Annotated in this window: 17 protein-coding genes; 11 read left to right on the plus strand and 6 right to left on the minus strand. The window is 73.0% G+C overall.

What is annotated here, in order from left to right; all coding sequences use genetic code 11:
* Positions 1-29 precede the first annotated feature (29 nt).
* The 4 genes from ACZ6K0_RS07695 (at position 30) to ACZ6K0_RS07710 (ending at position 4,954) form a co-directional block, all read left to right on the plus strand.
* Positions 30-1,382 (plus strand): hypothetical protein, encoded by a 1,353-nt coding sequence (locus tag ACZ6K0_RS07695; protein WP_469227560.1) that lies wholly within the window; start codon positions 30-32, stop codon positions 1,380-1,382.
* 136 nt (positions 1,383-1,518) lie between these two features.
* Positions 1,519-2,472: a hypothetical protein gene (locus ACZ6K0_RS07700; protein ID WP_469227559.1), complete on the plus strand. Its 954-nt coding sequence runs from the start codon at positions 1,519-1,521 to the stop codon at positions 2,470-2,472.
* Positions 2,473-2,474: 2 nt separating this feature from the next.
* A complete protein-coding gene (locus ACZ6K0_RS07705) occupies positions 2,475-3,479 on the plus strand; it encodes a beta-ketoacyl-ACP synthase 3 (RefSeq protein ID WP_469227558.1) in 1,005 nt (334 codons plus the stop codon).
* 110 nt (positions 3,480-3,589) lie between these two features.
* Positions 3,590-4,954 carry a hypothetical protein gene (locus tag ACZ6K0_RS07710; protein WP_469227557.1) on the plus strand — a complete coding sequence of 455 codons (1,365 nt, stop codon included), beginning with the start codon at positions 3,590-3,592 and terminating at the stop codon, positions 4,952-4,954.
* 133 nt (positions 4,955-5,087) lie between these two features.
* On the opposite strand, the gene dnaN is transcribed toward ACZ6K0_RS07710, so the two are convergent.
* Together dnaN and ACZ6K0_RS07720 are read right to left on the minus strand one after the other, a co-directional pair.
* Complete coding sequence (dnaN, locus tag ACZ6K0_RS07715; RefSeq protein WP_469227556.1) at positions 5,088-6,191, minus strand: DNA polymerase III subunit beta; 1,104 nt, start codon at positions 6,189-6,191, stop codon at positions 5,088-5,090.
* 10 nt (positions 6,192-6,201) lie between these two features.
* Positions 6,202-6,786, minus strand: a complete 585-nt coding sequence (locus ACZ6K0_RS07720) for a TetR/AcrR family transcriptional regulator (RefSeq protein WP_376399576.1) — start codon at positions 6,784-6,786, stop codon at positions 6,202-6,204.
* A 104-nt stretch (positions 6,787-6,890) separates the two neighbouring features.
* Here ACZ6K0_RS07720 and ACZ6K0_RS07725 point away from each other — a divergent pair, with 104 nt between their 5' ends.
* Positions 6,891-7,337 carry a DUF4267 domain-containing protein gene (locus ACZ6K0_RS07725; RefSeq protein WP_376399573.1) on the plus strand — a complete coding sequence of 149 codons (447 nt, stop codon included), beginning with the start codon at positions 6,891-6,893 and terminating at the stop codon, positions 7,335-7,337.
* Between the two features lie 36 nt (positions 7,338-7,373).
* Positions 7,374-8,531 (plus strand): serine hydrolase domain-containing protein, encoded by a 1,158-nt coding sequence (locus ACZ6K0_RS07730; RefSeq protein WP_469227555.1) that lies wholly within the window; start codon positions 7,374-7,376, stop codon positions 8,529-8,531.
* 117 nt (positions 8,532-8,648) lie between these two features.
* Here ACZ6K0_RS07730 and ACZ6K0_RS07735 read toward each other — a convergent pair whose 3' ends face one another.
* Complete coding sequence (locus ACZ6K0_RS07735) at positions 8,649-9,260, minus strand: YceI family protein (RefSeq protein WP_376399567.1); 612 nt, start codon at positions 9,258-9,260, stop codon at positions 8,649-8,651.
* A 255-nt stretch (positions 9,261-9,515) separates the two neighbouring features.
* Here ACZ6K0_RS07735 and ACZ6K0_RS07740 point away from each other — a divergent pair, with 255 nt between their 5' ends.
* From ACZ6K0_RS07740 to ACZ6K0_RS07760, 5 genes are all read left to right on the plus strand, one after another.
* Positions 9,516-10,025 (plus strand): hypothetical protein, encoded by a 510-nt coding sequence (locus tag ACZ6K0_RS07740; RefSeq protein ID WP_376399565.1) that lies wholly within the window; start codon positions 9,516-9,518, stop codon positions 10,023-10,025.
* Between the two features lie 130 nt (positions 10,026-10,155).
* Positions 10,156-14,034, plus strand: coding sequence for an endo-alpha-N-acetylgalactosaminidase family protein (locus ACZ6K0_RS07745; RefSeq protein WP_469227554.1), 3,879 nt, complete (start codon positions 10,156-10,158; stop codon positions 14,032-14,034).
* A gap of 131 nt (positions 14,035-14,165) precedes the next feature.
* Entirely contained in the window at positions 14,166-16,505 is a 2,340-nt protein-coding gene (locus tag ACZ6K0_RS07750; RefSeq protein ID WP_376399560.1) for a polysaccharide lyase 8 family protein, read from the plus strand.
* 164 nt (positions 16,506-16,669) lie between these two features.
* Positions 16,670-18,253: an acyl-CoA carboxylase subunit beta gene (locus ACZ6K0_RS07755; RefSeq protein WP_376399557.1), complete on the plus strand. Its 1,584-nt coding sequence runs from the start codon at positions 16,670-16,672 to the stop codon at positions 18,251-18,253.
* Positions 18,254-18,267: 14 nt separating this feature from the next.
* Positions 18,268-18,462, plus strand: coding sequence for an acyl-CoA carboxylase subunit epsilon (locus ACZ6K0_RS07760; protein WP_376399554.1), 195 nt, complete (start codon positions 18,268-18,270; stop codon positions 18,460-18,462).
* 151 nt (positions 18,463-18,613) lie between these two features.
* On the opposite strand, the gene ACZ6K0_RS07765 is transcribed toward ACZ6K0_RS07760, so the two are convergent.
* The 3 genes from ACZ6K0_RS07765 to ACZ6K0_RS07775 form a co-directional block, all read right to left on the minus strand.
* A complete protein-coding gene (locus ACZ6K0_RS07765; RefSeq protein ID WP_024756258.1) occupies positions 18,614-19,195 on the minus strand; it encodes a GTP-binding protein in 582 nt (193 codons plus the stop codon).
* Entirely contained in the window at positions 19,176-19,724 is a 549-nt protein-coding gene (locus ACZ6K0_RS07770) for a DUF742 domain-containing protein (RefSeq protein WP_376409427.1), read from the minus strand. The genes ACZ6K0_RS07765 and ACZ6K0_RS07770 overlap by 20 nt, the downstream gene beginning before the upstream one ends.
* Positions 19,725-19,816: 92 nt before the next feature.
* The gene (locus tag ACZ6K0_RS07775; RefSeq protein WP_053725133.1) at positions 19,817-20,230 is read right to left on the minus strand and encodes a roadblock/LC7 domain-containing protein; all 414 of its coding nucleotides are present in this window, start codon (positions 20,228-20,230) and stop codon (positions 19,817-19,819) included.
* Between the last annotated feature and the right edge of the window lie 7 nt (positions 20,231-20,237).

Raw genomic sequence — 20,237 nt, forward strand, 5'->3', positions numbered from 1 at the left:
GTTTGTTGCCATTCGGGTAGCTTCGATACATGAGGACCAGGCCGCTCACCGCACTCTCGGCCCTCGCCGGGCTGATGCTCCTGCTGCTCCTGGCCCTGGCCCCCTCCGTGGGCGCCAGGGCCACCGGGGTCTCCGACGCGGCCGCCGCCCTGAAACAGGGCCCGGTGTACGTCGACCCGGGCGCCGCCGGCCAGCTGTCGAAGGCCGACGCGGACGCCCTCGCCCGGAAGATCAAGGACGCGGACAAGCCGCTCTTCATGGCCGTCCTGCCGGCGAACGCCGAGTTCCCGCCGAAGGGCCTCATCGACAACCTGCGGGCCCAGACCGGCGCCGCAGGCCTGTACGCGGTGCGCCTCGGCGACCGGTTCGACGCGGGTGTCGACCCCTCCGTGATGTCCCCCGCCGCCGTGCAGAACCTCGTCACCTCCGTCGACCGGCCCGGCGCCGACGCGGCCACCGAGCTCAACAACTTCGCCGACCAGGCCCTCCCCGCCATGCGTGGCTCCGCCCCTTCCACCTGGGGCGCCGTCGGCAAGGACTCCGGGGTCCCCGTCGCCGGACTCGTCACCCTCGGCGCGGTCGTCGCCCTGAGCGGCGGAGCCGCCTACACCGTCGTCCGCCGCAAGAGGCTCCGCAAGGAGGCCGAGGAGCGCGAGGCCCTCGACAAGCTGCGGGTCGTCGTCGACGAGGACATCACCGCCTTCGGCGAGGAGCTCGAACGTCTCGACTTCCACCCCGCCGAGCCCGGCGCCGACGACGCCCGGCGCGGAGACTACGAACGCGCCCTCGACTCGTACGACGACGCCAAGTCCCTCATGGGCTCCGCGGCCCACCCGCACGACGTCCGCGCGGTCACCAAGGCCCTGGACGACGGCCGCTTCTCCCTCGCCCTCCTCGCCGCCCGCCGCGAGTCCCGCCCGCTGCCCGAGCGGCGCGCCCCCTGCTTCTTCGACCCGCGCCACGGCCCCTCCACCGAGGACCGCGACTGGACGCCGGCCGGCAGCGCCACCCGCCAGGTCCCGGTCTGCGCCGCCGACGCCGCCCGCCTCGACGACGGCCTCGACCCCCTCACCCGCACCGTCGACACGGACACGGGCCGCCGCCCCTACTGGGAGGCGGGCCCCGCCTACGGTCCCTGGGCCGGCGGCTACTTCGGCGGCGGCCTCCTCCCCGGCCTCCTCGTCGGCACCATGCTCGGCTCCGCGCTCTCCACCCCGGCGTACGCCGCCGAGTACGGGGGCGGCGACTTCTCCGGAGGCGACTTCTCGGGCGGCGACTTCTCCGGTGGGGACTTCTCCGGCGGCGACTTCGGCTCGGGCGGCGGCTTCGGCGGCGGCGACTTCGGCGGAGGCGGCGGATTCGACGGCGGCGGCGGTTTCTGACCGCGGCATCTCCGGGCCGGACGACTCCCGCGCGTTGAACGCGTTGAGTAAACGTGCCCGCACGAACGGTGATCGGTGACAGTGCTCGCGGCGGTGCGGCCCGCGCCGCCGCGAGCACACGAAAGGTCGCACCACCGTGCCGAACAGCATCACCGCACCGCTGGACGTCGACGGCCTGATCTGCGTCGAACCCCCCTACTTCGCCCTCCGCGACCTGCGCGGGGACGCGCCCGGCGAGGTCTCCGCCGAGATAGCCGTCGAGGCCGACGCCGGCCGCCAGGCCACCCCGATCGGCATCTCCGAGATCGGCCGCCACCTCGCGATCGCCGGACTCTGCGCCGCCGCCACCGTCAACCCCCGCGAGGGCCGCCACTTCTACCTGGCCCGCGCGGCCAAGGGCAGCTGGCACGCCCCCGCCACGCCGCAGGGCGCACCGGCGGCCGACGGGCTGACCGGCAGGGCCAGCGCCTTCTTCGCCTCCCCCCGACGCGCGGTGGCGGCCACCCGCCTCACCGACCGGGACGGCACGCTCCTCGCCACCCTCGACGTCGAGTACGACGTGCTCGCACAGCCCGTCTTCGAACGGGTCCTCGGCGACCGGGTCCCCGACGTCCCGGTCACCGTCAACCCGTACTCCCTGCCCATGCCCCTGCGGGAGCCGGAGGTCCGGGGCGGCCACGGAACGGCCACGCTGACCGTCACCCCCGAGATGTGCCCCGGCCACTTCGCCGGCCATCCGGTGCTCCCCGTCGCCACGCTCTCCGTCGGCATGACCACGCTCATCGACCACACCGTCGCCGCGCGCGGCCGCCATCTCCGGTGGCTGCCCGTCACCTGGTTCCTCAGCGCCGACAAGCTGGTGCACGCGGGCGAGACCGTCGTCTTCGAGGGCGAGGTCACCGCTGCCGCGGAGGACCCGAAGGGCGCCCTCGGCGCGGCCGGCGCCGCCGCCTCGTTCCGGGGCACCGCGCGGGTGGGCTCCGAGACCGTCGCGGAGGCCGGCGTCGAACTCGTCCTCGTCGACGACGGCGCCCCCGGGCCCGTGCGGGCCGCACCGCTGCCCGCCTCCCGACCGGCTCCGCACTCCTGACCGTGCGTCCTGCCAGCAGCACGACGCGCCGGCACGCGCGGATCGTCTCGGTCGCGGCGTACCACCCGGTCCGCTCCGTCGGCAACGCCGAACTCATCGACGACCACCGTCTCGACTCCACCGACGCGTGGATCCGCGCCCGCACCGGCATCGGCGCGCGCGGCCTCGCGGCCCCGCACGAGACCCTCGCCTTCATGGGGGCGCGGGCGGCCGAACGGGCCGTGCGGCGGGCGGGCCTCGGGGCGGGCGACATCGACTGCGTCCTCGCCGCCACGATGAGCCACCTCACGGGCGGCACCTCGCTCGCCCGGGAGATCGCCGACCGGCTCGACCCGGTGCCGCGCGCCGCCCTGGACGTCTCCGCCGCCTGCGCCGGCTTCGCCACCGGCCTCGAACTGGCCCGCTGCCTGGTCTCCGGAGGCGTGTACGGCCGCGTCCTGCTCGTGGGGGCCGAGCGGATGTCCGACATCGTCGAGGCCGCCGACCGCACCACCAGCGTCATCTTCGGCGACGGCGCCGGCGCGGTGGTCGTCGGCGCCGCCGACGAGCCCGGGATCTCGGCCGCCGCCTGGGGCAGCGACGGGGCACAGGGCGATCTGCTCAGCCGGGCGCCCGGCGACCCCCGGCACCCGCCGGAGGGCAGCACCGGACCTCCGTACCTGCGGATGCGCGGTCCCGAGCTGTACCGCTGGGTCATGGCCCACGTGCCCGACAACGCGCGGCAGGCCCTGAAGCGGGCCGGGATCGCCGCGGGGGAGCTCGACGCCTTCATCCCGCACCAGGCCAACGACCGCATGATCACCGGTCTGGCCAAGGCGCTCGGACTGCCCCCGACCGTGGCCGTGGCCAGGGACGTGGTCCGGCGCGGCAACACCTCCGCGGCCTCGATCCCGCTGGCCATGGAGGCCTTGCTGAGCGAACGGCCCGAACTCTCCGGGGGCCTCGCCCTCTTGTCGGGCTTCGGCGCCGGCGTCGCGTACGCCGCCCAAGTGGTCAGGCTGCCGTGAGGGGAGGGCTCCCGGGAGGGGGGGGGGCAGGTTCATCCCGGGGCGACGGCGTCACCATGGACAGGACGGACGCGGACCGGACGGACGCGGAAGAGAAGGAGGACGGGGTCGTGACCACTCGACGTACGGGTCATCTGCTGAACGGTCTGCTCGCCGAGGCGCGGTGGAGCGCCGGCGACCTCGCGCGGGCGGTGAACGCCCTCGGCACCCGGCAGGGCATCCCCCTGCGGTACGACCGCTCGGCGGTCGCGCACTGGATGGCGGGTTCCTTCCCCCGCCCGCCGGCGGGCGAACTGGCGGCGCAGGCGCTGAGCCAACGCCTCGACCGGGTGGTGACGCCCGAGGAGACCGGGCTCGTCAGGGCCCGGGGCGGCGCGGGGGCCGAGGTTGCCGCTCCGCCGGCCCGGGCCGACCCGGTGCGGGAGCTGATGGCGCTCTGCCGGAGCGACGCCAGCCCCACGCGCCGCGGCCTGCTCGCCGAGATCGTGTACGACGCGGCCTACGTCCCACCGCCGGGACGCCGTGCCGGTACGGGGCGGCCGGCGCCCCGCATGACCCACCGGGCGGGCGCCGGGGACGTCGAACTGATGCGGCGGCTGACCCAGGTCTTCAGCGACCTCGCCGCCGCCCACGGCGGCGGGCACGCCAGGACCGCGCTCGCCGCCTATCTCGGCGACGACGTGGCCCGGGCGCTGCGCTCCACCGCCCCGCCCGGGCTGCGCGCCGAACTGTTCACCAGCGCGGCGCAGTTGACCCACGTCCTGGCCGCGTCGACGGACGACGCGGGCCGGGCGGGGCTCGCCCAGCGGTACTACCGGCTGGCCCTGGGGCTCGCGGCCGAGGCGGAGGACCTGCGGATGCGCGCGATCGTGCTGCGCTCGCTGAGCGCCCAGGCGGCCCGGCTCGGGCACCGGGGGAGCGCGGCGGCCTACGCGGACGAGGCCGTGCGCGCGGCCCGGGCCACCGGGGACGACGTCACCGTCTCCTTCGCGCTGGTCCAGCGCTCGCTCACGTACGCCCTCAAGCGGGAGGAGCGGGCGGCGCGGGCCGACATGGCCGCCGCGGAGCGGCTGCACGACCGGGCCACGGCCCGGCCCGGCCCCTTCACGGCCTATCCGCGCTCCGGCCTCGACTACCAGCGGGCGGAGGTCTTCCACGCCCTGGGGCAGCGGAAGGACGCCGTGCGGGCGCTGCGCGAGGCCGTCGCCCTGCGCCCGCCGGACCAGCATCGCGCCCACGCGCTCACCCAGGCGCGGCTCGCCGAGGTCCTGCTCGGCGACGGGGAGACGGAGGAGGCCTTCGACCACTGGAACCTCTTCCTCGACCACTACCCGCACATCCGGTCGGCCCGCGCCGAACAGGCCCTCGCCCGCCTGCACTACGGCCTGAGCACCGTGCCCCACCAGGCCGACGGGGCGGCGCTCAGGGAACGGGCCAGCGCCCTGGCGCGCACGCGGAGAACATCAGAGGAGTGACAACTCGGGCAAAAGGGATCGTCCATGGGGCAGAGGTATCACGCGGCGCGGTGGGGGTGCGGCAGGCCAGCGCGAGAAGGATCATGCGATTTTATGAGCATCTGAAATGGCCGGAGGGCGGCCGGAATTCGGCTCAGACCAGCGGCTTCACCGACATCAGCAGGTGTCGGTGGGTCGGGTGCTCGCCGTCGGTGAGCAGGGCCCGCTGGCCGGGGCCGAGGAGGTGGAAGCGGACCTCCGGGGCGTCCAGGGAGGTCAGCGCGTCCAGGAGGTAGCCCGGGTTGAAGGCGACCGTCATGGAGTCCGTCCCGGCGAGGGTGCCCGGGAGCTGCTGGGAGGCCACGTCGTCCTCGTACCCCGCCTGGAGGTGGACGCCCGAGGCGCTGAAGGTCAGTTGGACCGGGCTGTCGCCCTCGGCGACCACCGCCACCCGCTTCACGGCCTCGGTCAGCGGCGCCCGCTCCGTGACCGCCAGGGCGTGGTCCCCGAGGGCGAACAGCTTGTCGTGGCGGGGGAGCCGGCCGTCCAGCAGTCGCGTGGTGGTGCGCAGGCCCGCGCTCTCGAAGCCGATCGAGCCGGCGTCGAGCGCGAGGCGGGCCGGGCCGCCGCCCGCGAGGGAGCGGGCGATCTCGGTCAGGCGCCGGGCCGGGACGACCACATCGGCGGGCTCCGGGTGGGCGTCGCCCTCGGGCTTCCACTCCAGCGTGCGCACCGCGTACCGGTAGCGGTCGGTGGCGGCCAGGGTCATGGCCGGGCCGTCCAGGGCGAGCCGTATCCCGGTCAGGACCGGGAGGGAGTCGTCCCGGCCGGCCGCCACGGCCACCTGCGCGACCGCCGAGGCGAAGGCGTCGCCGTCGACCAGGCCGCGCACCTCGGGCAGCGCGGGCGCGGCCGGGTAGTCGTCGAGCGGCAGCAGCGAGAGGCCGAAGCGGGCGTCCCCGGAGGTCACCGTGAGGCGGGCGCCCTCCACGGCGAGCTCCGCGTGCCCCCGGGGGAGCACCTTGCAGATGTCGAGGAGCCGGCGGCCGAGTACCAGGGCCCGGCCCTCGGCGAGGGTGTCGGCCTCGACCTCGACGCGGGCGGAGGCCTCGTGGTCGAGGCCGGAGACCCGCAGCCGGCCCTCCGACGCCTCCAGGAGCAGACCGCCGAGGACGGGCATCGGCGAACGGGCGGGGAGGACGCGCGCGGCCCAGGCCACGGCGTCGGTCAAGGTGCTGCTGTCGATACGGAATTCCATGCCGCCGACGCTAGCGACCGCCACTGACAACGGTGTTGACCAGCAGTTTCAGGCGCCCTTCGGCGAGGTCGGGCAGGAGCCGGTCGCTGCCTTCGAGGGTGGCGAGGCCGTGCAGGGTGCTCCAGACGAGTTCGGCGAGGGTGCCGGGCGCGCGCCCGCCCGCCAGCGGTCCGACGACGTGCAGGAACTCGGCGAAGGCGGCCTTGAGGATCGCGGGCGAGTCCTCGGTGGCGAACTCCAGGGCGGTGCGCCGGACGAACATCGCCTCGTACAGCGCGGGGTGGGCGCGGGCGAAGGCGAGGTAGGCGGCGGCGAGGGCGGCGAGTCCCTCCGCCGGGCCGGCGGCGCCGGTGCGGGCGGTCCGCAGGGCGGTCGTCAGTTCCTCGATGCCCTGGGCCGCGACGGCCGTGACGATGGCCTCCATGCCCGTGAAGTGGCTGTAGAGGACGGGCTGGCTGTAGGCGACCCGCTCGGAGAGGCGGCGGGTGGTCACGGCGGCCCATCCCTCCGCTTCGGCGAGTGCGCGGGCGGCGTCGACGATCAGACGGTGGCGTTCGGCTCGTTCGCGCCCTCGGCGCTGCTGGTGCAGGGGCATACCGGAACGCTAGCACTGCTAGACAAGAGAGCGGTGGTAGGTCTAGCGTTGCCACCAGTCCTAGCGCCGCTAGATCGGCGCCAGATCGATGTTCTGGGGGATCCATGAACCTGCACCGCGTCACCACCGTCCTGTCCGTGCTCCTCGGCCTCGCCTGCCTCTGGTTCGGCATCAACTTCCTGTTCGCCCCGGAGACGGCCGCCGCCGGCTTCGGCATCCCCTCCTGGCCCGAGGGCGACGCCGCCGGATACTTCGCGGTCAAGGCGGTCCGCGACCTCGCCAACGGCGCGATCGTGCTCACCCTGCTCGCCCTCGGCAAGCGCCGCCCGCTGGCCTGGGTGATGCTGCTCCTCGCGATCGTCCCCTTCGGGGACTCCCTCGCCGTCCTCGCCCACGGAGGCGGATACGCCGCCGCGCTCGGCATCCACGCGGCGACCGGCGTCGTGGTCCTCCTCACCGCCGGCCTGCTCTTCCGGACGTCCCGGGACGGAGTCGGGACGAACTCGGCCGCGCGGGAAGGGAATCACGCCCTCCGCGGTTCTACGGTCTGACTGATCACGCCACGGCACCCAGGGGGAGAGAGCACGATGAGCGACGTCCGCGTCCACGGCACGGTGGAGCCCGGATTCGAGTCCGTACGAGAGGTGTTCGCGGAGATCGCCGCGCACGAGGCGCGGGACGGCGGTGCACAGCTCGCCGTCCACCACCGCGGCCGTCTCGTCGTCGACCTCTGGGGCGGTGACGGCGTCGACGGGGACTCCCTGCTCGGGCTCTACTCCTCCTCCAAGGGCGCCATGGCCCTGGTCACCGCCCTCCTCGTCCAGGAGGGCGCCCTCGACCTGGACCGCGAGGTCGCCTCCTGGTGGCCCGAGTTCGCCGCCGAGGGCAAGGCGGGGATCACGCTCCGCCAGCTGCTCGCCCACCGCTCCGGTGTGATCGGCGCCGACGGCGGCCTCTCCGCCGAGGAGCTCGCCGACGACCGGCTGATCGCCGCCCGCCTCGCGGGCCAGCGCCCGTTCTGGGAGCCGGACACCGGGCACGGCTACCACGCCACGGTCATCGGCGCCCTGGTCGGCGAGGTGGTCCTGCGGGCCACCGGCCGGACGGTCCAGGACCTGTACGAGGAGCGGGTCCGGGCCCCGTACGGCATCGACTACCACCTCGGCCTGCCCGAGGAGCTGGAGCCCCGCTTCCGTACGGCCCTGCCGATGCTGCCCACCCCTGCCGAGCAGGCGCTCCTCGCGGAGAACCCGATCGCCCCGGACAGCCTCATGGCCATCGCGTTCAACTTCCACGCCGACCCGCCCTTCGACATCGTCGGCTACGCCAACTCCCGGGCGGTACGGGAGCGGGCGCCGCTCTCCGGCGGCGGCATCGGCACCGCGCGCGGCCTCTCCCGGATGTACGCGACGATCGCGGGCGAGCTCGACGGCCGGCCCCCGCTCCTCGCGCCGGGCACCCTGGCCGAGGTCGCCCGGATCCACTCGGCGGGCAAGGACCTGGTCACGGGGGAGGAGAACGCCTTCGGGCTCGGCTTCGTCCCGCTCGCCACCCGCTACCCGTCCCTGAGCCCGGCCGCCGTCGGCCACAGCGGCGCCCCCGGCTCGCAGGCCTTCGCCGACCCGGCGACCGGCCTCGCCTACAGCTACGCGCGCCGCCGCTTCGCCTTCGCCGGAGGCCCGGGCGCCGCCGAGAACGACCGGCTGGTCCCGGCCGTCGTCGAGGCGGCGGCGAAGGCGGTCTGACCGGCCCCGTACCCGCACGAACGCCGAGCGCCCGCCTTCCGCTGCTGCGGAGGGCGGGCGCGCTCGTGTGTCCGGTCGATCAGACGGCGTGAACCGGTCGGCCGGGTGACCGGTCGATCAGGCGGCGGCCTTGATCGCGGAGATGTCGAAGTTCAGCTTGACCTTGTCGCTGACCATCACGCCACCGGTCTCCAGGGCGGCGTTCCAGGTCAGGCCCCACGCGGAGCGCAGGATCTCGGCCGAGCCCTCGAAGCCGACGCGCTCGTTGCCGTAGACGTCCGTGGCCGTGCCGTTGAACTCCAGGTCGATGGCGAGCGGCTTCGTGACGTCCTTGATCGTCAGGTCGCCGGTGACCCGGTACTTGTCGCCGCCGAGCTGCTCGGCCTGCGTCGAGCGGAAGGTCATCAGCGGGAACTGCTCGGCGTCGAAGAAGTCGCCGCTGCGCAGGTGGCCGTCGCGGTCGCCGATGCCCGTGTCGATGGAGGCGATCTTGACCTCGATCGAGGCGGAGGAGGCGCCCGGGTTCGCGCCGTCCAGCTTCAGTGCGCCCTCGTGCTCGGCGAACGTGCCGCGGACGTTCGTGACCATGGCGTGGCGGACGGTGAAGCCGATGCTGCTGTGGGCCGGGTCGATGGTGTAGTCGCCGGTCAGGGCGGCCAGGGCCGGGTCGACGGGGAGGGTGGCGGTGGCGACGGCGGACTCGTTGCTCTTGCGGTTGAAGAGACCCATGACTGACAGCTCCTTGATCGGTGTTTGTTGAACCTTCAACGAGAATGACTGTAGACCTATTCCGTTCAAGTTTCAACATCTGCGCGAGATGTTCACCCGTACGGCGCCGAAAGACGTCCGACGCCCTCTTTCGGACGCGCGTAGAACTGCGGCACCATCTCCCTGCGCCACCGGATCCACCGGCTCCCTCGCGCCACCGGCACCACCTGCACCGCCGTCCCCAACCGTCACGGTCACCAGCAGGAGGCACTCCCGATGAAGCTCCGCTCCGTCCTCACCGCCCTCGCGCTCGTCCTGGGGGCGCTCTTCGCCCCCGGCGTCGGCGTCCTCACCGCCGCAGGCGAGGCCCACGCGGTCACCAAGATCAGCCACGCCACCGCGACCTCGATGTTCCGGTCCTCCGGCATCACCTGGTCGTCGTCCGGCAACTGTTCCGACCGGAACGTCTCCACCTGCACGTCGTTCGACCAGCTCAACCTGGCCACCGCCCAGGGCGCCCAGACCCTCAGGAGCGCCAGCGGCTGCGCCCTCAACATCACCGGCGGCACCGAGACGGGCCACGCGAGCGGCACGTACTCCCACTGGAACGGCTACAAGCTCGACTTCGGCAAGGCCACCTGCGTCACCAACTACGTGAAGAACACCTTCACGTACATCGGGTTGCGCGGTGACGGAGCCCCGCAGTGGAAGTCCGGCGCGGGCAACGTCTACGCCGACGAGGGCAACCACTGGGACGTGACCTTCTACAACTGCGGCGGCTGCTGACCCGTCCTCGGTACCCGAGAAGCCCCCTTCGGCGGTCACTTGGACTAACCGGAGGGGGTTCTTGGACTTGAGGGGTCCGCGGGGCGCGATCTCGTTGACGGTGCCGCGGGGGCGGGGCCAACTAGTGCGCATGTCCCTCCCCCCTTCGCGAAGAATCCGTGCGGCCTGCGCGCTCGCCGCCGCTTCATCCGCCGTGTTCGCCCTCGCAGGGCCCGCCGTGGCCGAGCCCCGGGCGCGACTCGCCGAGGACGCCGCCACGGCCACGGCCGACACCGCCTCGGCCGTCATCTCCTCCGCCCAGCTCTCCGTCGCCGTCGCCGAGGACTTCCCCCGTGTCCTCTCGTACACCGACCGGGCCGGCGGCGCCCGCCTCCTCGGCAGTACGGCCCCGGTCACGCAGGTCGTCCTCAACGGCACCCGCTACGCCGTCCAGGCCAAGGGCGCCCCCGTCCTGACGGCCGCCTCCGCCGCGTACACCCTCGCCTTCCCGGCCCTGCCCGGTGTCGAGATCGACGCGCGCCTGAGCGTCGAGGGCCGGACCACGACCTTCCGGGTCACCGCCGTCCGCGACACCGACACCTTCCGCGTCGGCACCCTCGACATCCCCGGCCACGACCTCGTCTCCGTGGGCTCGTCGGACGGCGGCGCCGCCACCGCCTTCACCCGCCTCGACCCGGACTCCACCCGCACCGCCGACGTCTTCTCCCAGGTCACCGCGGCCACCCCGGCGGAGAGCGCGGCGGTCGGCGCGAGCTACGCGATCGTCAACACCGGACAGCTGGCCGCCGCCGTCGAGTCCAACTCCAGCTACGACAAGCCCACCGGCGCCTCCGCCCGCGACGGCGCCCGCTTCTGGCACCAGGCCAGGACGACCGCGACCGAGACCCGCGTCGGCGTCTGGTCCGGCCAGTGGACCTACCGGGGCGCCGGCGCCCCGCGGCCCGAGAGCGGCGACGACCTGCCCTGGGCCAAGGTCGTCGTCACCCCCGACGCCAACGCCGACGGCGCCACCGACTGGCAGGACGGCGCCCTCGCCTTCCGTACGATCGGGATCAAGGCCCCCGGCAGCGAGCAGACCCCCGACCGGGTCGTCGCCCACATCCCGTTCAACTTCGCCTCACAGGCCACCCACCCCTTCCTGCGCACCCTCGACGACGTCAAGCGGATCTCGCTCGCCACCGACGGACTCGGCCAGTTCGCCCTGCTCAAGGGCTACGGCTCCGAGGGCCACGACTCCGCCCACCCCGACTACGGCGGCAACTACAACAAGCGCGCCGGCGGCCTCGCCGACCTCAACACCCTCCTCAAGGAGGGCGGGAAGTGGGGCGCGGACTTCGGCGTCCACGTCAACGCCACCGAGTCGTACCCCGAGGCGAAGAACTTCAGCGAGACCCTCGTCGACAAGACCAAGCCCGGCTGGAACTGGCTCAACCAGAGCTACTACATCGACCAGCGCAGGGACATCAACAGCGGCGACCTCGCCCGCCGCTTCCAGCAGCTCCGCGACGAGACCGACCCCCGCCTCTCCACCCTCTACATCGACGTCTACTACACGCACGGCTGGATCGCCGACAAGACGATGCAGGCCGTCCAGGCGCAGGGCTGGAACGTCGCCACCGAGTGGTCCGAGAAGTTCGAGCGCTCCTCGCTCTGGTCCCACTGGGCCAACGACCTCGACTACGGCGGCGCCACCAACAAGGGCCTCAACTCGCAGATCATCCGGTTCATCCGCAACGGCGAGAAGGACGTCTGGAACAACCACCCCGTCCTCGGCCAGACCGCGCTCGTCGACTTCGAGGGCTGGACCGGCGAGACCGACTGGAACGACTTCACCGCCAACATCTGGCAGCGGAACCTCCCCGCCAAGTACCTCCAGCAGCAGACGATCACCCGCTGGAACGGCAACGACATCACCTTCACCGGCGGCGTCCGCGGCACCGTCGAGAACGGCCGGCGCACCTTCTACCAGGACGGCCGCAAGGTCCTCGACGGCGAGACCTACCTCCTCCCCTGGGACACCGACGGCGGAGCCGGGAAGCTCTACCACTACAACAAGGCCGGGGGCACCACGAGTTGGGCCGTCCCCGCCGGGACCCGCTCGTACACCGTGTACCGGCTCACCGACAACGGCCGCGTGAAGACCGCGACCGTGCGGCCCGTCGACGGGAAGATCACCCTCGACGCCGTCGCCGGGCAGCCGTACGTCCTCCACCCCGACCGCGCACCCGCGCAACCCGCCCCGCAGTGGGGCCAGGGCACCCCGGTGAAGGACCCCGGCTTCAACGACACCAAGCTCCGCGGCTGGTCCAAGGCGGGCACCGTCGCCCGTGACACCGACGCCCAGGGCCGCAACAGCGCGAAGCTCAGCGGCTCGGCCACCGCGTCCGTACAGCAGCGGATCACCGGGCTCACCCCCGGCGCGCGGTACACCGCCTCCGCCCTCGTCGAGGTCGAACCCGGCGCGACGCGCCCCACCACCCTCTCCATCGGCGGGCGGACCGTCACCGTCGAGCGCTCGACCCTCGACGACCGGGTCGCCGCCTCCGACTGGAACGGCACCCGCTTCCAGCGCGCCAAGGTCACCTTCACCGCACCGGCGCGCGGCGCCACCACACTGAGGATCCAGGCCGCCGGCGGCAGCCCGGCAGCCGTCCGCATCGACGACGTCCGGATCGTGGCCAACGACCCCGCCGTCAAGGCCGGATCGGCAGCGTACGAGGACTTCGAGGCCGTCGACCAGGGCTGGGGCCCCTTCCTCAAGGGCGACTCCGGCGGGACGACCGACCCGCGCACCCACATCGCCCAGCTGCACGCCCCGTACACCCAGGCCGGCTGGAACGGAAAACTGATCGACGACGTCATCGGCGGCGCCGAGTCCCTCAAGTCGCACGACGAGAACAGCGGCCTGGTCTACCGGACCGCGCCCTGGACCGTCCCGATGAAGGACGGCCACACCTACCGCGTGGAGTACGACTACCAGTCCAGCCACGCGGGCGCCTACGAGTGGGTCACCGGCTACGACCGCACGACCGGCACCGGACCGGCCGTCGAGACCCGCCGCACCCCGATCGGGCAGCAGCGGACCACCGGGCACTTCTCCGAGACCGTGACGGCCGGCTGCGGCGACACCTGGACCGGGCTCCGCAAGCGCGGCGACGCCCCCGACGGCGCCGACTTCGTCCTCGACTCCTTCACCGCCACCGACCTCGGCCCGGCCGCCGAGCGGGCCGCCTGCGGCACCCTCGCCGTCACCGCCCCGGAGACCCTGGAGCCCGGCCACGCCAACGAGGTCACGGCGACCCTCACCAACGACGAGGCCGCCGCGATCACCGGCGCCCGGGCCGCGCTCACCCTCCCCGAGGGCTGGACCGCCGAACCGGCCGCGCCCGTCGCCCTCGACCCGGTCGCGGCGGGCGGCAGCGCCACCGTCACCTGGCGGGTCACCCCGCCCGTGGACGCCCCCTACCGGCCGTACACGCTCGGCGCCGAGGTCGCGTACACCCTCGGGGACGGCGCGCGGAAGCTCACCGCCGCCACCACCGTCCGCACCCTGCCGCCGCCGCCCACCGCCGACAGCTGGGCGAGCGACCTCGACTGGACCTCGTCCACCAACGGCTGGGGACCCGTCGAGCGCGACCTCTCCAACGGCGAGACCGGCACCGGCGACGGCTCCCCGCTGCGGATCGGGGGAGTGACGTACGCCAAGGGGCTCGGCAGCCACGCCCCCGCCACGGTCCGCTACTACCTGGGCGGTCGCTGCACCTCCCTCACCGCCGACGTCGGCGTCGACGACGTCCAGACCAGCCGCGGCACCGTCCGGTTCAGCGTGCTCGCGGACGGCACGGAGAAGGTGACGTCCCCGGTCCTCAAGGCCACGGACGCCGCCTGGTCGCTGACCGCCGACGTCACCGGCGCCTCCTATGTCGACCTGGTGGTCGGCGACGGCGGCGACGGCAACGGCAACGACCACGCGGACTGGGGGAACGCCCGCTTCCACTGCGGAGGCTGAGCAGCCGTCACAAGGCGGTAAGCGCTTTCGGCGAACCGGTGCCCACCCGTGCCGTGCTCATTGATTGCGTCGGAAAACCGGTGTTACACCAGGCGCCGAACGGTCTCCACCACTTCCCCCGGGAGGCTCCTGTGCCCGTCCCCGCCTGGTCCCGCCGCACGTTCCTGATCACCGCCTCCGCCGCGGCCGCGGCCCTCGGACTCCCGTCGTCCCCCGCCCACGCGGCGGACGGCGAGTTCGAGGCGCTGCGGCTCCGCTGGCTCGACCTCGCGCTCGGCTCCGGCTTCGACGCCGGGGCCGAGCCGTACGCCTCCAAGCTCGCCGAGACGGGCACGCTCGCCCGGGCGTTCCGCGCCTCCATGGCCCCGGCGCCCGCCTCCCTCTGGCCCGGGGTCGCCTTCGACCCGCCGGCCGGCATCACCCAGAGCTACAGCCGCCTGTGGACCATGACGCAGGCGTACGCGCAGCCCGGCACCGGCCTCACCGGCGACCCGACGCTGCTCGCCGACGTCCTGACCGGCCTCGACCACCTCTCCGCCACGGTCTACCGCGCGGGCGCCCCGCGCTACGGCAACTGGTGGGAGTGGCAGATCGGCAGCCCCCGCCTCCTCATGGACATCGTCGCCGCGCTCCACCCGCACCTCGGCGCCGAGCGGATCGCCGCCGCCTGCGCCGCCGTCGACCACTTCGTCCCCGACGCGGTGCTCGCGGACTACAGCGGCACCTCCACCGGCGCCAACCGCGTCGACCTGTGCCGCTCGGTCGCGCTGCGCGGGGTCCTCGGCGCGAACCCCGCCAAGATCGCCCTCGCCCGCGACGCCCTCTCGCCCGTCTTCCCGTACGTGACCCAGGGCGACGGCCTCTACGCCGACGGCTCCTTCGTCCAGCACACCTGGGTGGCCTACTCCGGCACCTACGGCCAGGTCATGCTCGACGGACTCGGCCGTCTCTTCTCTCTCCTCGCCGGATCCACCTGGGCCGTCACCGACCCGAACCGGCAGATCGTCCTCGACAGCGTCGAGAAGGCCTACGCGCCCCTCATCCTCGACGGCCTGATGATGGACAGCGTCAACGGCCGCGCGATCAGCCGCGGGTACCTCAAGAACGACGACCGGCAGATCATGCGCTCCGACCACTTCCACGGCCAGGGCGTCATCGCGGCCATCGCCCTCCTCGCCGGCGGGGCCTCCGCCGCCGAGCGCGACCGCTGGCACGCGCGCGTGAAGGGATGGATCCAGCGCGACACCGTCTCCCCGATCCTCGCCGCCCGCCAGTTCGGCGTCGCCGACCTCGCCCGGCTGCACGCCGTGGCCGCCGCCCCCGTCCCCGCCGCCCCCGAACCCACCGGACACCGGCTCTTCGCCGCCATGGACCGGGCCGTGCACCGCCGCCCCGGCTGGGCCGCCAACATCGCCATGGCCTCGCAGCGGATCTCGTACTACGAGTGCGGCAACGGCGAGAACCCGCGCGGCTGGCACACCGGCGCCGGCATGCTGTCCTGGTGGACCCCGGACCTCGGCGACCAGTACACCGACTGGTTCTGGCCCACCGTCGACCCGTACCGCCTCCCCGGCACCACCGTCTCCACCAAGCGCCTCGCCGACCGCGCCGGCGGCGAGTGGGGCGCGCCCAAGCCGGCCGTACGGTGGGTCGGCGGGGCCACCGACGGCGCGTACGCGGCCGTCGGCCAGCACCTGAAGGGCCTCGGCTCCACCCTGGAGGCCCGCAAGTCCTGGTTCTGCGCGGCGGACGCCGTCATCTGCCTCGGCGCGGGGATCACCGCGACCGACGGAGTGCCCGTCGAGACGGTCGTCGACAACCGCCTCCTCGGCGAGGCCGGCACCCAGGCCTTCACCACCGGCGACCGCTGGGCGCACCTGGAGGGGCACGGCGGCTGGGTCTTCCCCGAGGGGGCCGCACCGCAGGGCACGGGGAACCTCCACACCCTCCTCGACGACCGCACCGGGGCCTGGAGCGACATCAACACCACCAGTTCGACCGAGCGCCGCACCCGCCGGTACCGGACGCTCTGGCTCGACCACGGCACCGACCCGGTCGCCGCCTCGTACGCGTACGTCCTGATGCCCGGCGCCTCGCGGGGCCGGATCGCCGCCCGCGCCGCCGACCCGGACTGGCTGCACGTTCTCGACAACGGTGCCGAGCGGCAGGCGGTCGCCGTCCCGTCCCTCGGACTGACCGCGGCGAACTTCTGGCAGGCCGGTACGGTGGGCCCGCTCACGGTCACCGCCCCGGCGAGCGTCCTCGTCCGCAGGCGCCGCTCGGTGCTCGATCTCCGGGTCGCCGAACCGCCCCGCACGGGGCAGCCGCTGGAGCTGGTCTGGGACCACCCGGTGCGCCGGGTCCTCGCCCACGACCCCTCCGTGGAGGTGCTCGGCACCGGCCGCTCGCTCCGGCTGCGGATCACCCCCGGTACGGCGGGCGCCACCCACCGTTGCGAGGTCCTCGTCTGAGCCCCGCCCATGGCTATGTGAGAACCCCACAAACACGAGGGGTGTCTGGCTGTTGACTCGGGCTGGACAGGCCACGGTTCTGTCCAGCCCCACCAGGAATCGACACGGGAGACTGTACGGAGTCGACGGCAGGGTTTTCTTGTCCGACTTCGTAGGGTCGGTACATGACCGTTGTGGACCAGATCCCGAGCGAGCCCGCTGACGCCCGTGGCCGAGTGGCCGAGCTGCACGTCCTGCGCGAGCAGGCGCTCCGCGGCCCGAGTGACCGCGCCACCGAGGCCCAGCACGCGAAGGGCAAGCTGACCGCTCGCGAGCGCATCGAGCTGCTCCTCGACGCCGGTTCCTTCAGCGAGGTCGAGCAGCTGCGCCGCCACCGGGCGACGGGCTTCGGCCTGGAGGCGAAGAAGCCGTACACCGACGGTGTGATCACCGGCTGGGGCACGGTCGAGGGCCGCACGGTCTTCGTCTACGCGCACGACTTCCGGATCTTCGGCGGCGCGCTGGGCGAGGCCCACGCGACGAAGATCCACAAGATCATGGACATGGCCATCGCGGCCGGTGCTCCGCTGGTCTCCCTGAACGACGGCGCCGGCGCCCGTATCCAGGAGGGCGTCTCGGCGCTCGCCGGCTACGGCGGCATCTTCCAGCGCAACACCAAGGCCTCGGGCGTCATCCCGCAGATCTCGGTGATGCTCGGCCCGTGCGCCGGCGGCGCGGCCTACAGCCCCGCCCTGACCGACTTCGTGTTCATGGTCCGCGAGACCTCGCAGATGTTCATCACCGGCCCGGACGTCGTCAAGGCGGTCACCGGCGAGGAGATCACCCAGAACGGCCTCGGCGGCGCCGACGTGCACGCCGAGACCTCGGGCGTCGCGCACTTCGCGTACGACGACGAGGAGACCTGCATCGCGGAGGTCCGCTACCTCCTGTCGATGCTCCCGCAGAACAACCGCGAGAACCCGCCCACCGTCGCCTCCGAGGACCCGGCCGACCGCCGCTCCGACGTGCTGCTCGACCTGGTGCCCGCCGACGGCAACCGTCCGTACGACATGCACAAGGTCATCGAGGAGCTCGTCGACGAGGGCGACTACCTGGAGATCCACGAGCGCTGGGCGCGCAACATCATCTGCGCCCTGGCCCGGCTCGACGGCCAGGTCGTCGGCATCGTCGCCAACCAGCCCCAGTCGCTGGCCGGTGTCCTCGACATCGAGGCCTCCGAGAAGGCCGCCCGCTTCGTGCAGATGTGCGACGCCTTCAACATCCCGATCATCACCCTTCTGGACGTACCCGGCTTCCTGCCGGGCGTCGATCAGGAGCACGGTGGAATCATCCGCCACGGCGCGAAGCTGCTCTACGCGTACTGCAACGCGACCGTGCCCCGGATCAGCCTGATCCTGCGCAAGGCGTACGGCGGCGCATACATCGTCATGGACTCGCAGTCCATCGGCGCCGACCTGACGTACGCCTGGCCCACCAACGAAATCGCGGTCATGGGCGCCGAAGGCGCCGCCAACGTGATCTTCCGCAAGCAGATCGCCGAGGCCGAGGACTCCGACGCCATGCGCGCCCGCATGGTCAAGGAGTACAAGGCCGAGCTGATGCACCCGTACTACGCGGCGGAGCGCGGCCTGGTCGACGACGTCATCGACCCCGCCGAGACCCGCCAGGTGCTCGCCCGGTCCCTCGCGATGCTCCGCACCAAGCACGCCGACCTGCCGTCCCGCAAGCACGGCAACCCGCCTCAGTAAGAGGAGCCACACCAGTGACCACCCCTGCCAATCTTCTCCGTGTAGAGAAGGGCCACGCCGACCCCGAGGAGCTCGCCGCCATCACGGCGGTCCTGCTCGCCCGCGCGTCCGCCCAGCCCACCCAGACGCACGACGGCCGCTCCACGGCCGGCTGGCGCCGCCTGGAGCGCCAGTCGGGCTTCCGCCCCTCCCACTCCTGGCAGGGCTGACCCCCCGCCGCACCCGAAGGCCCCCGCTCCCACCCGGAGCGGGGGCCTTCGGCGTACCCCTCGCGCCCCGACCGGGAAACGACGGAGGCCCCGCGCACCGGTCCGGTGCGCGGGGCCTCCGCGGGAAGATCCGTACGGACGTCCGCAGGGACTACCGCAGGCGGGCCATGAGGGCGTGCTCGACGAGGGTGATGAGCGCGCTCTTGGCGTCCGCGCGGTGGCGGGCGTCGGTGATGATGATCGGGGTGTCGGGGCCGATCTGGAGGGCTTCGCGGACTTCTTCGGGCTGGTAGGGCTGGTGTCCGTCGAAGCCGTTGAGGGCGATGACGAACGGCAGGCCGCTGTTCTCGAAGTAGTCGACGGCGGGGAAGCAGTCGGCGAGGCGGCGGGTGTCGACGAGGACGACGGCGCCGATGGCGCCGCGGACCAGGTCGTCCCACATGAACCAGAAGCGGTCCTGGCCCGGGGTACCGAAGAGGTACAGGATCAGGTCCTGGTCCAGGGTGATGCGGCCGAAGTCCATGGCGACAGTCGTCGTCGTCTTGTCGCCGGTGTGCGTGAGGTCGTCGATGCCCGCGGACGCAGACGTCATGACGGCCTCGGTACGCAGCGGGTTGATCTCCGAGACGGCGCCGACGAACGTGGTCTTGCCCACGCCGAAGCCGCCCGCCACCACGATCTTCGCGCTGGTGGTTGAGCGGGCTGCACCGCCGCTAGAGCTTGCGAAGTCCACTGAGCACCCTTTCGAGCAGTGTCACGGCTGGCTGGCCGCCGGCGGCCTCGTCGCCGCCTGGCTGGTGAATGGCGACAAGTCCGGCCTCTGCCAGGTCGGCGACGAGGATCCGGGCAACGCCGAGAGGAATGGAGAGCAGGGCCGAGATCTCGGCGATCGACTTGATCTCGATGCACAGCCGGCAGATCCGCTGGTGCTCGGGCAACTGCCCCTGGAGCCTTGACGGATCGGCCGTGGTGCTGACCAGCGCCTCGATGGCGAGCTGGTAGCGCGGCCGGGTCCGGCCGCCGGTCATGGCGTACGGACGCACGAGCGGGTTGTGCCCGCCCGAACCGCCCGAGGACGAAGAGTGCGGGGCGCTCGGCGAACCCGCGGGGGTGTGCTGGGCCTGAGGCTGCCGGTAGGACTGCGACGCGCCCTGTCTGCTGGGGGCGGAGGGAAAGTTGAACCGGTTCTGCGCGGTGTCGCCCAGCGGCGCCTGGTGCGCGTCGTATCCGTTGTAATGGCTTGCGCCCGGGGGTGTTCCCACGTCTCCTCCTCCGACTGCCTCGCGGTCCATGTCCCTTGGAACCGCGCCACCGCACCTTACGGTGCGGTGGCGAGATACGCACTGTCTGTCTGTTAGTTGAGAAGACTTCCCTGAAGCTCCGCCCGGAGGTCAGGAGTCAGGACGCTGCCCGCCCGGTCGACCAGCAGGGCCATCTCGTAACCCACGAGACCGATGTCGGCCTCGGGGTGCGCGAGTACGGCCAGCGAGGAGCCGTCCGAGACGGACATGATGAAGAGGAAGCCGCGCTCCATCTCCACGACGGTCTGGTTGACGGCACCGCCCTCGAAGATGCGGGACGCGCCCGCGGTCAGCGAGGTCAGTCCGGAGGCGACGGCCGCCAGCTGGTCGGCTCGGTCACGAGGGAAGCCCTCGGACATCGCCAGCAGGAGTCCGTCGGCGGAGACCACCACGGTGTGGGACACCCCAGGGGTGTTGTCCACGAAGTTGGTGATCAACCAGTTCAGATTCTGCGCCGCCTGGCTCATGCTCACA

This window comes from Streptomyces sp. NPDC042346 (genome assembly GCF_055581845.1).

Excerpts from the sequence above, each read along its gene's own strand:
- ACZ6K0_RS07695 (WP_469227560.1), top strand. The coding sequence starts at position 30 with ATGAGGACCAGGCCGCTCACCGCACTCTCGGCCCTCGCCGGGCTGATG.
- dnaN (WP_469227556.1), bottom strand. The coding sequence starts at position 6,191 with ATGGAATTCCGTATCGACAGCAGCACCTTGACCGACGCCGTGGCCTGG.
- ACZ6K0_RS07720 (WP_376399576.1), bottom strand. The coding sequence starts at position 6,786 with ATGCCCCTGCACCAGCAGCGCCGAGGGCGCGAACGAGCCGAACGCCAC.
- ACZ6K0_RS07725 (WP_376399573.1), top strand. The coding sequence starts at position 6,891 with ATGAACCTGCACCGCGTCACCACCGTCCTGTCCGTGCTCCTCGGCCTC.
- ACZ6K0_RS07730 (WP_469227555.1), top strand. The coding sequence starts at position 7,374 with ATGAGCGACGTCCGCGTCCACGGCACGGTGGAGCCCGGATTCGAGTCC.
- ACZ6K0_RS07735 (WP_376399567.1), bottom strand. The coding sequence starts at position 9,260 with ATGGGTCTCTTCAACCGCAAGAGCAACGAGTCCGCCGTCGCCACCGCC.
- ACZ6K0_RS07740 (WP_376399565.1), top strand. The coding sequence starts at position 9,516 with ATGAAGCTCCGCTCCGTCCTCACCGCCCTCGCGCTCGTCCTGGGGGCG.
- ACZ6K0_RS07745 (WP_469227554.1), top strand. The coding sequence starts at position 10,156 with ATGTCCCTCCCCCCTTCGCGAAGAATCCGTGCGGCCTGCGCGCTCGCC.
- ACZ6K0_RS07755 (WP_376399557.1), top strand. The coding sequence starts at position 16,670 with ATGACCGTTGTGGACCAGATCCCGAGCGAGCCCGCTGACGCCCGTGGC.
- ACZ6K0_RS07775 (WP_053725133.1), bottom strand. The coding sequence starts at position 20,230 with ATGAGCCAGGCGGCGCAGAATCTGAACTGGTTGATCACCAACTTCGTG.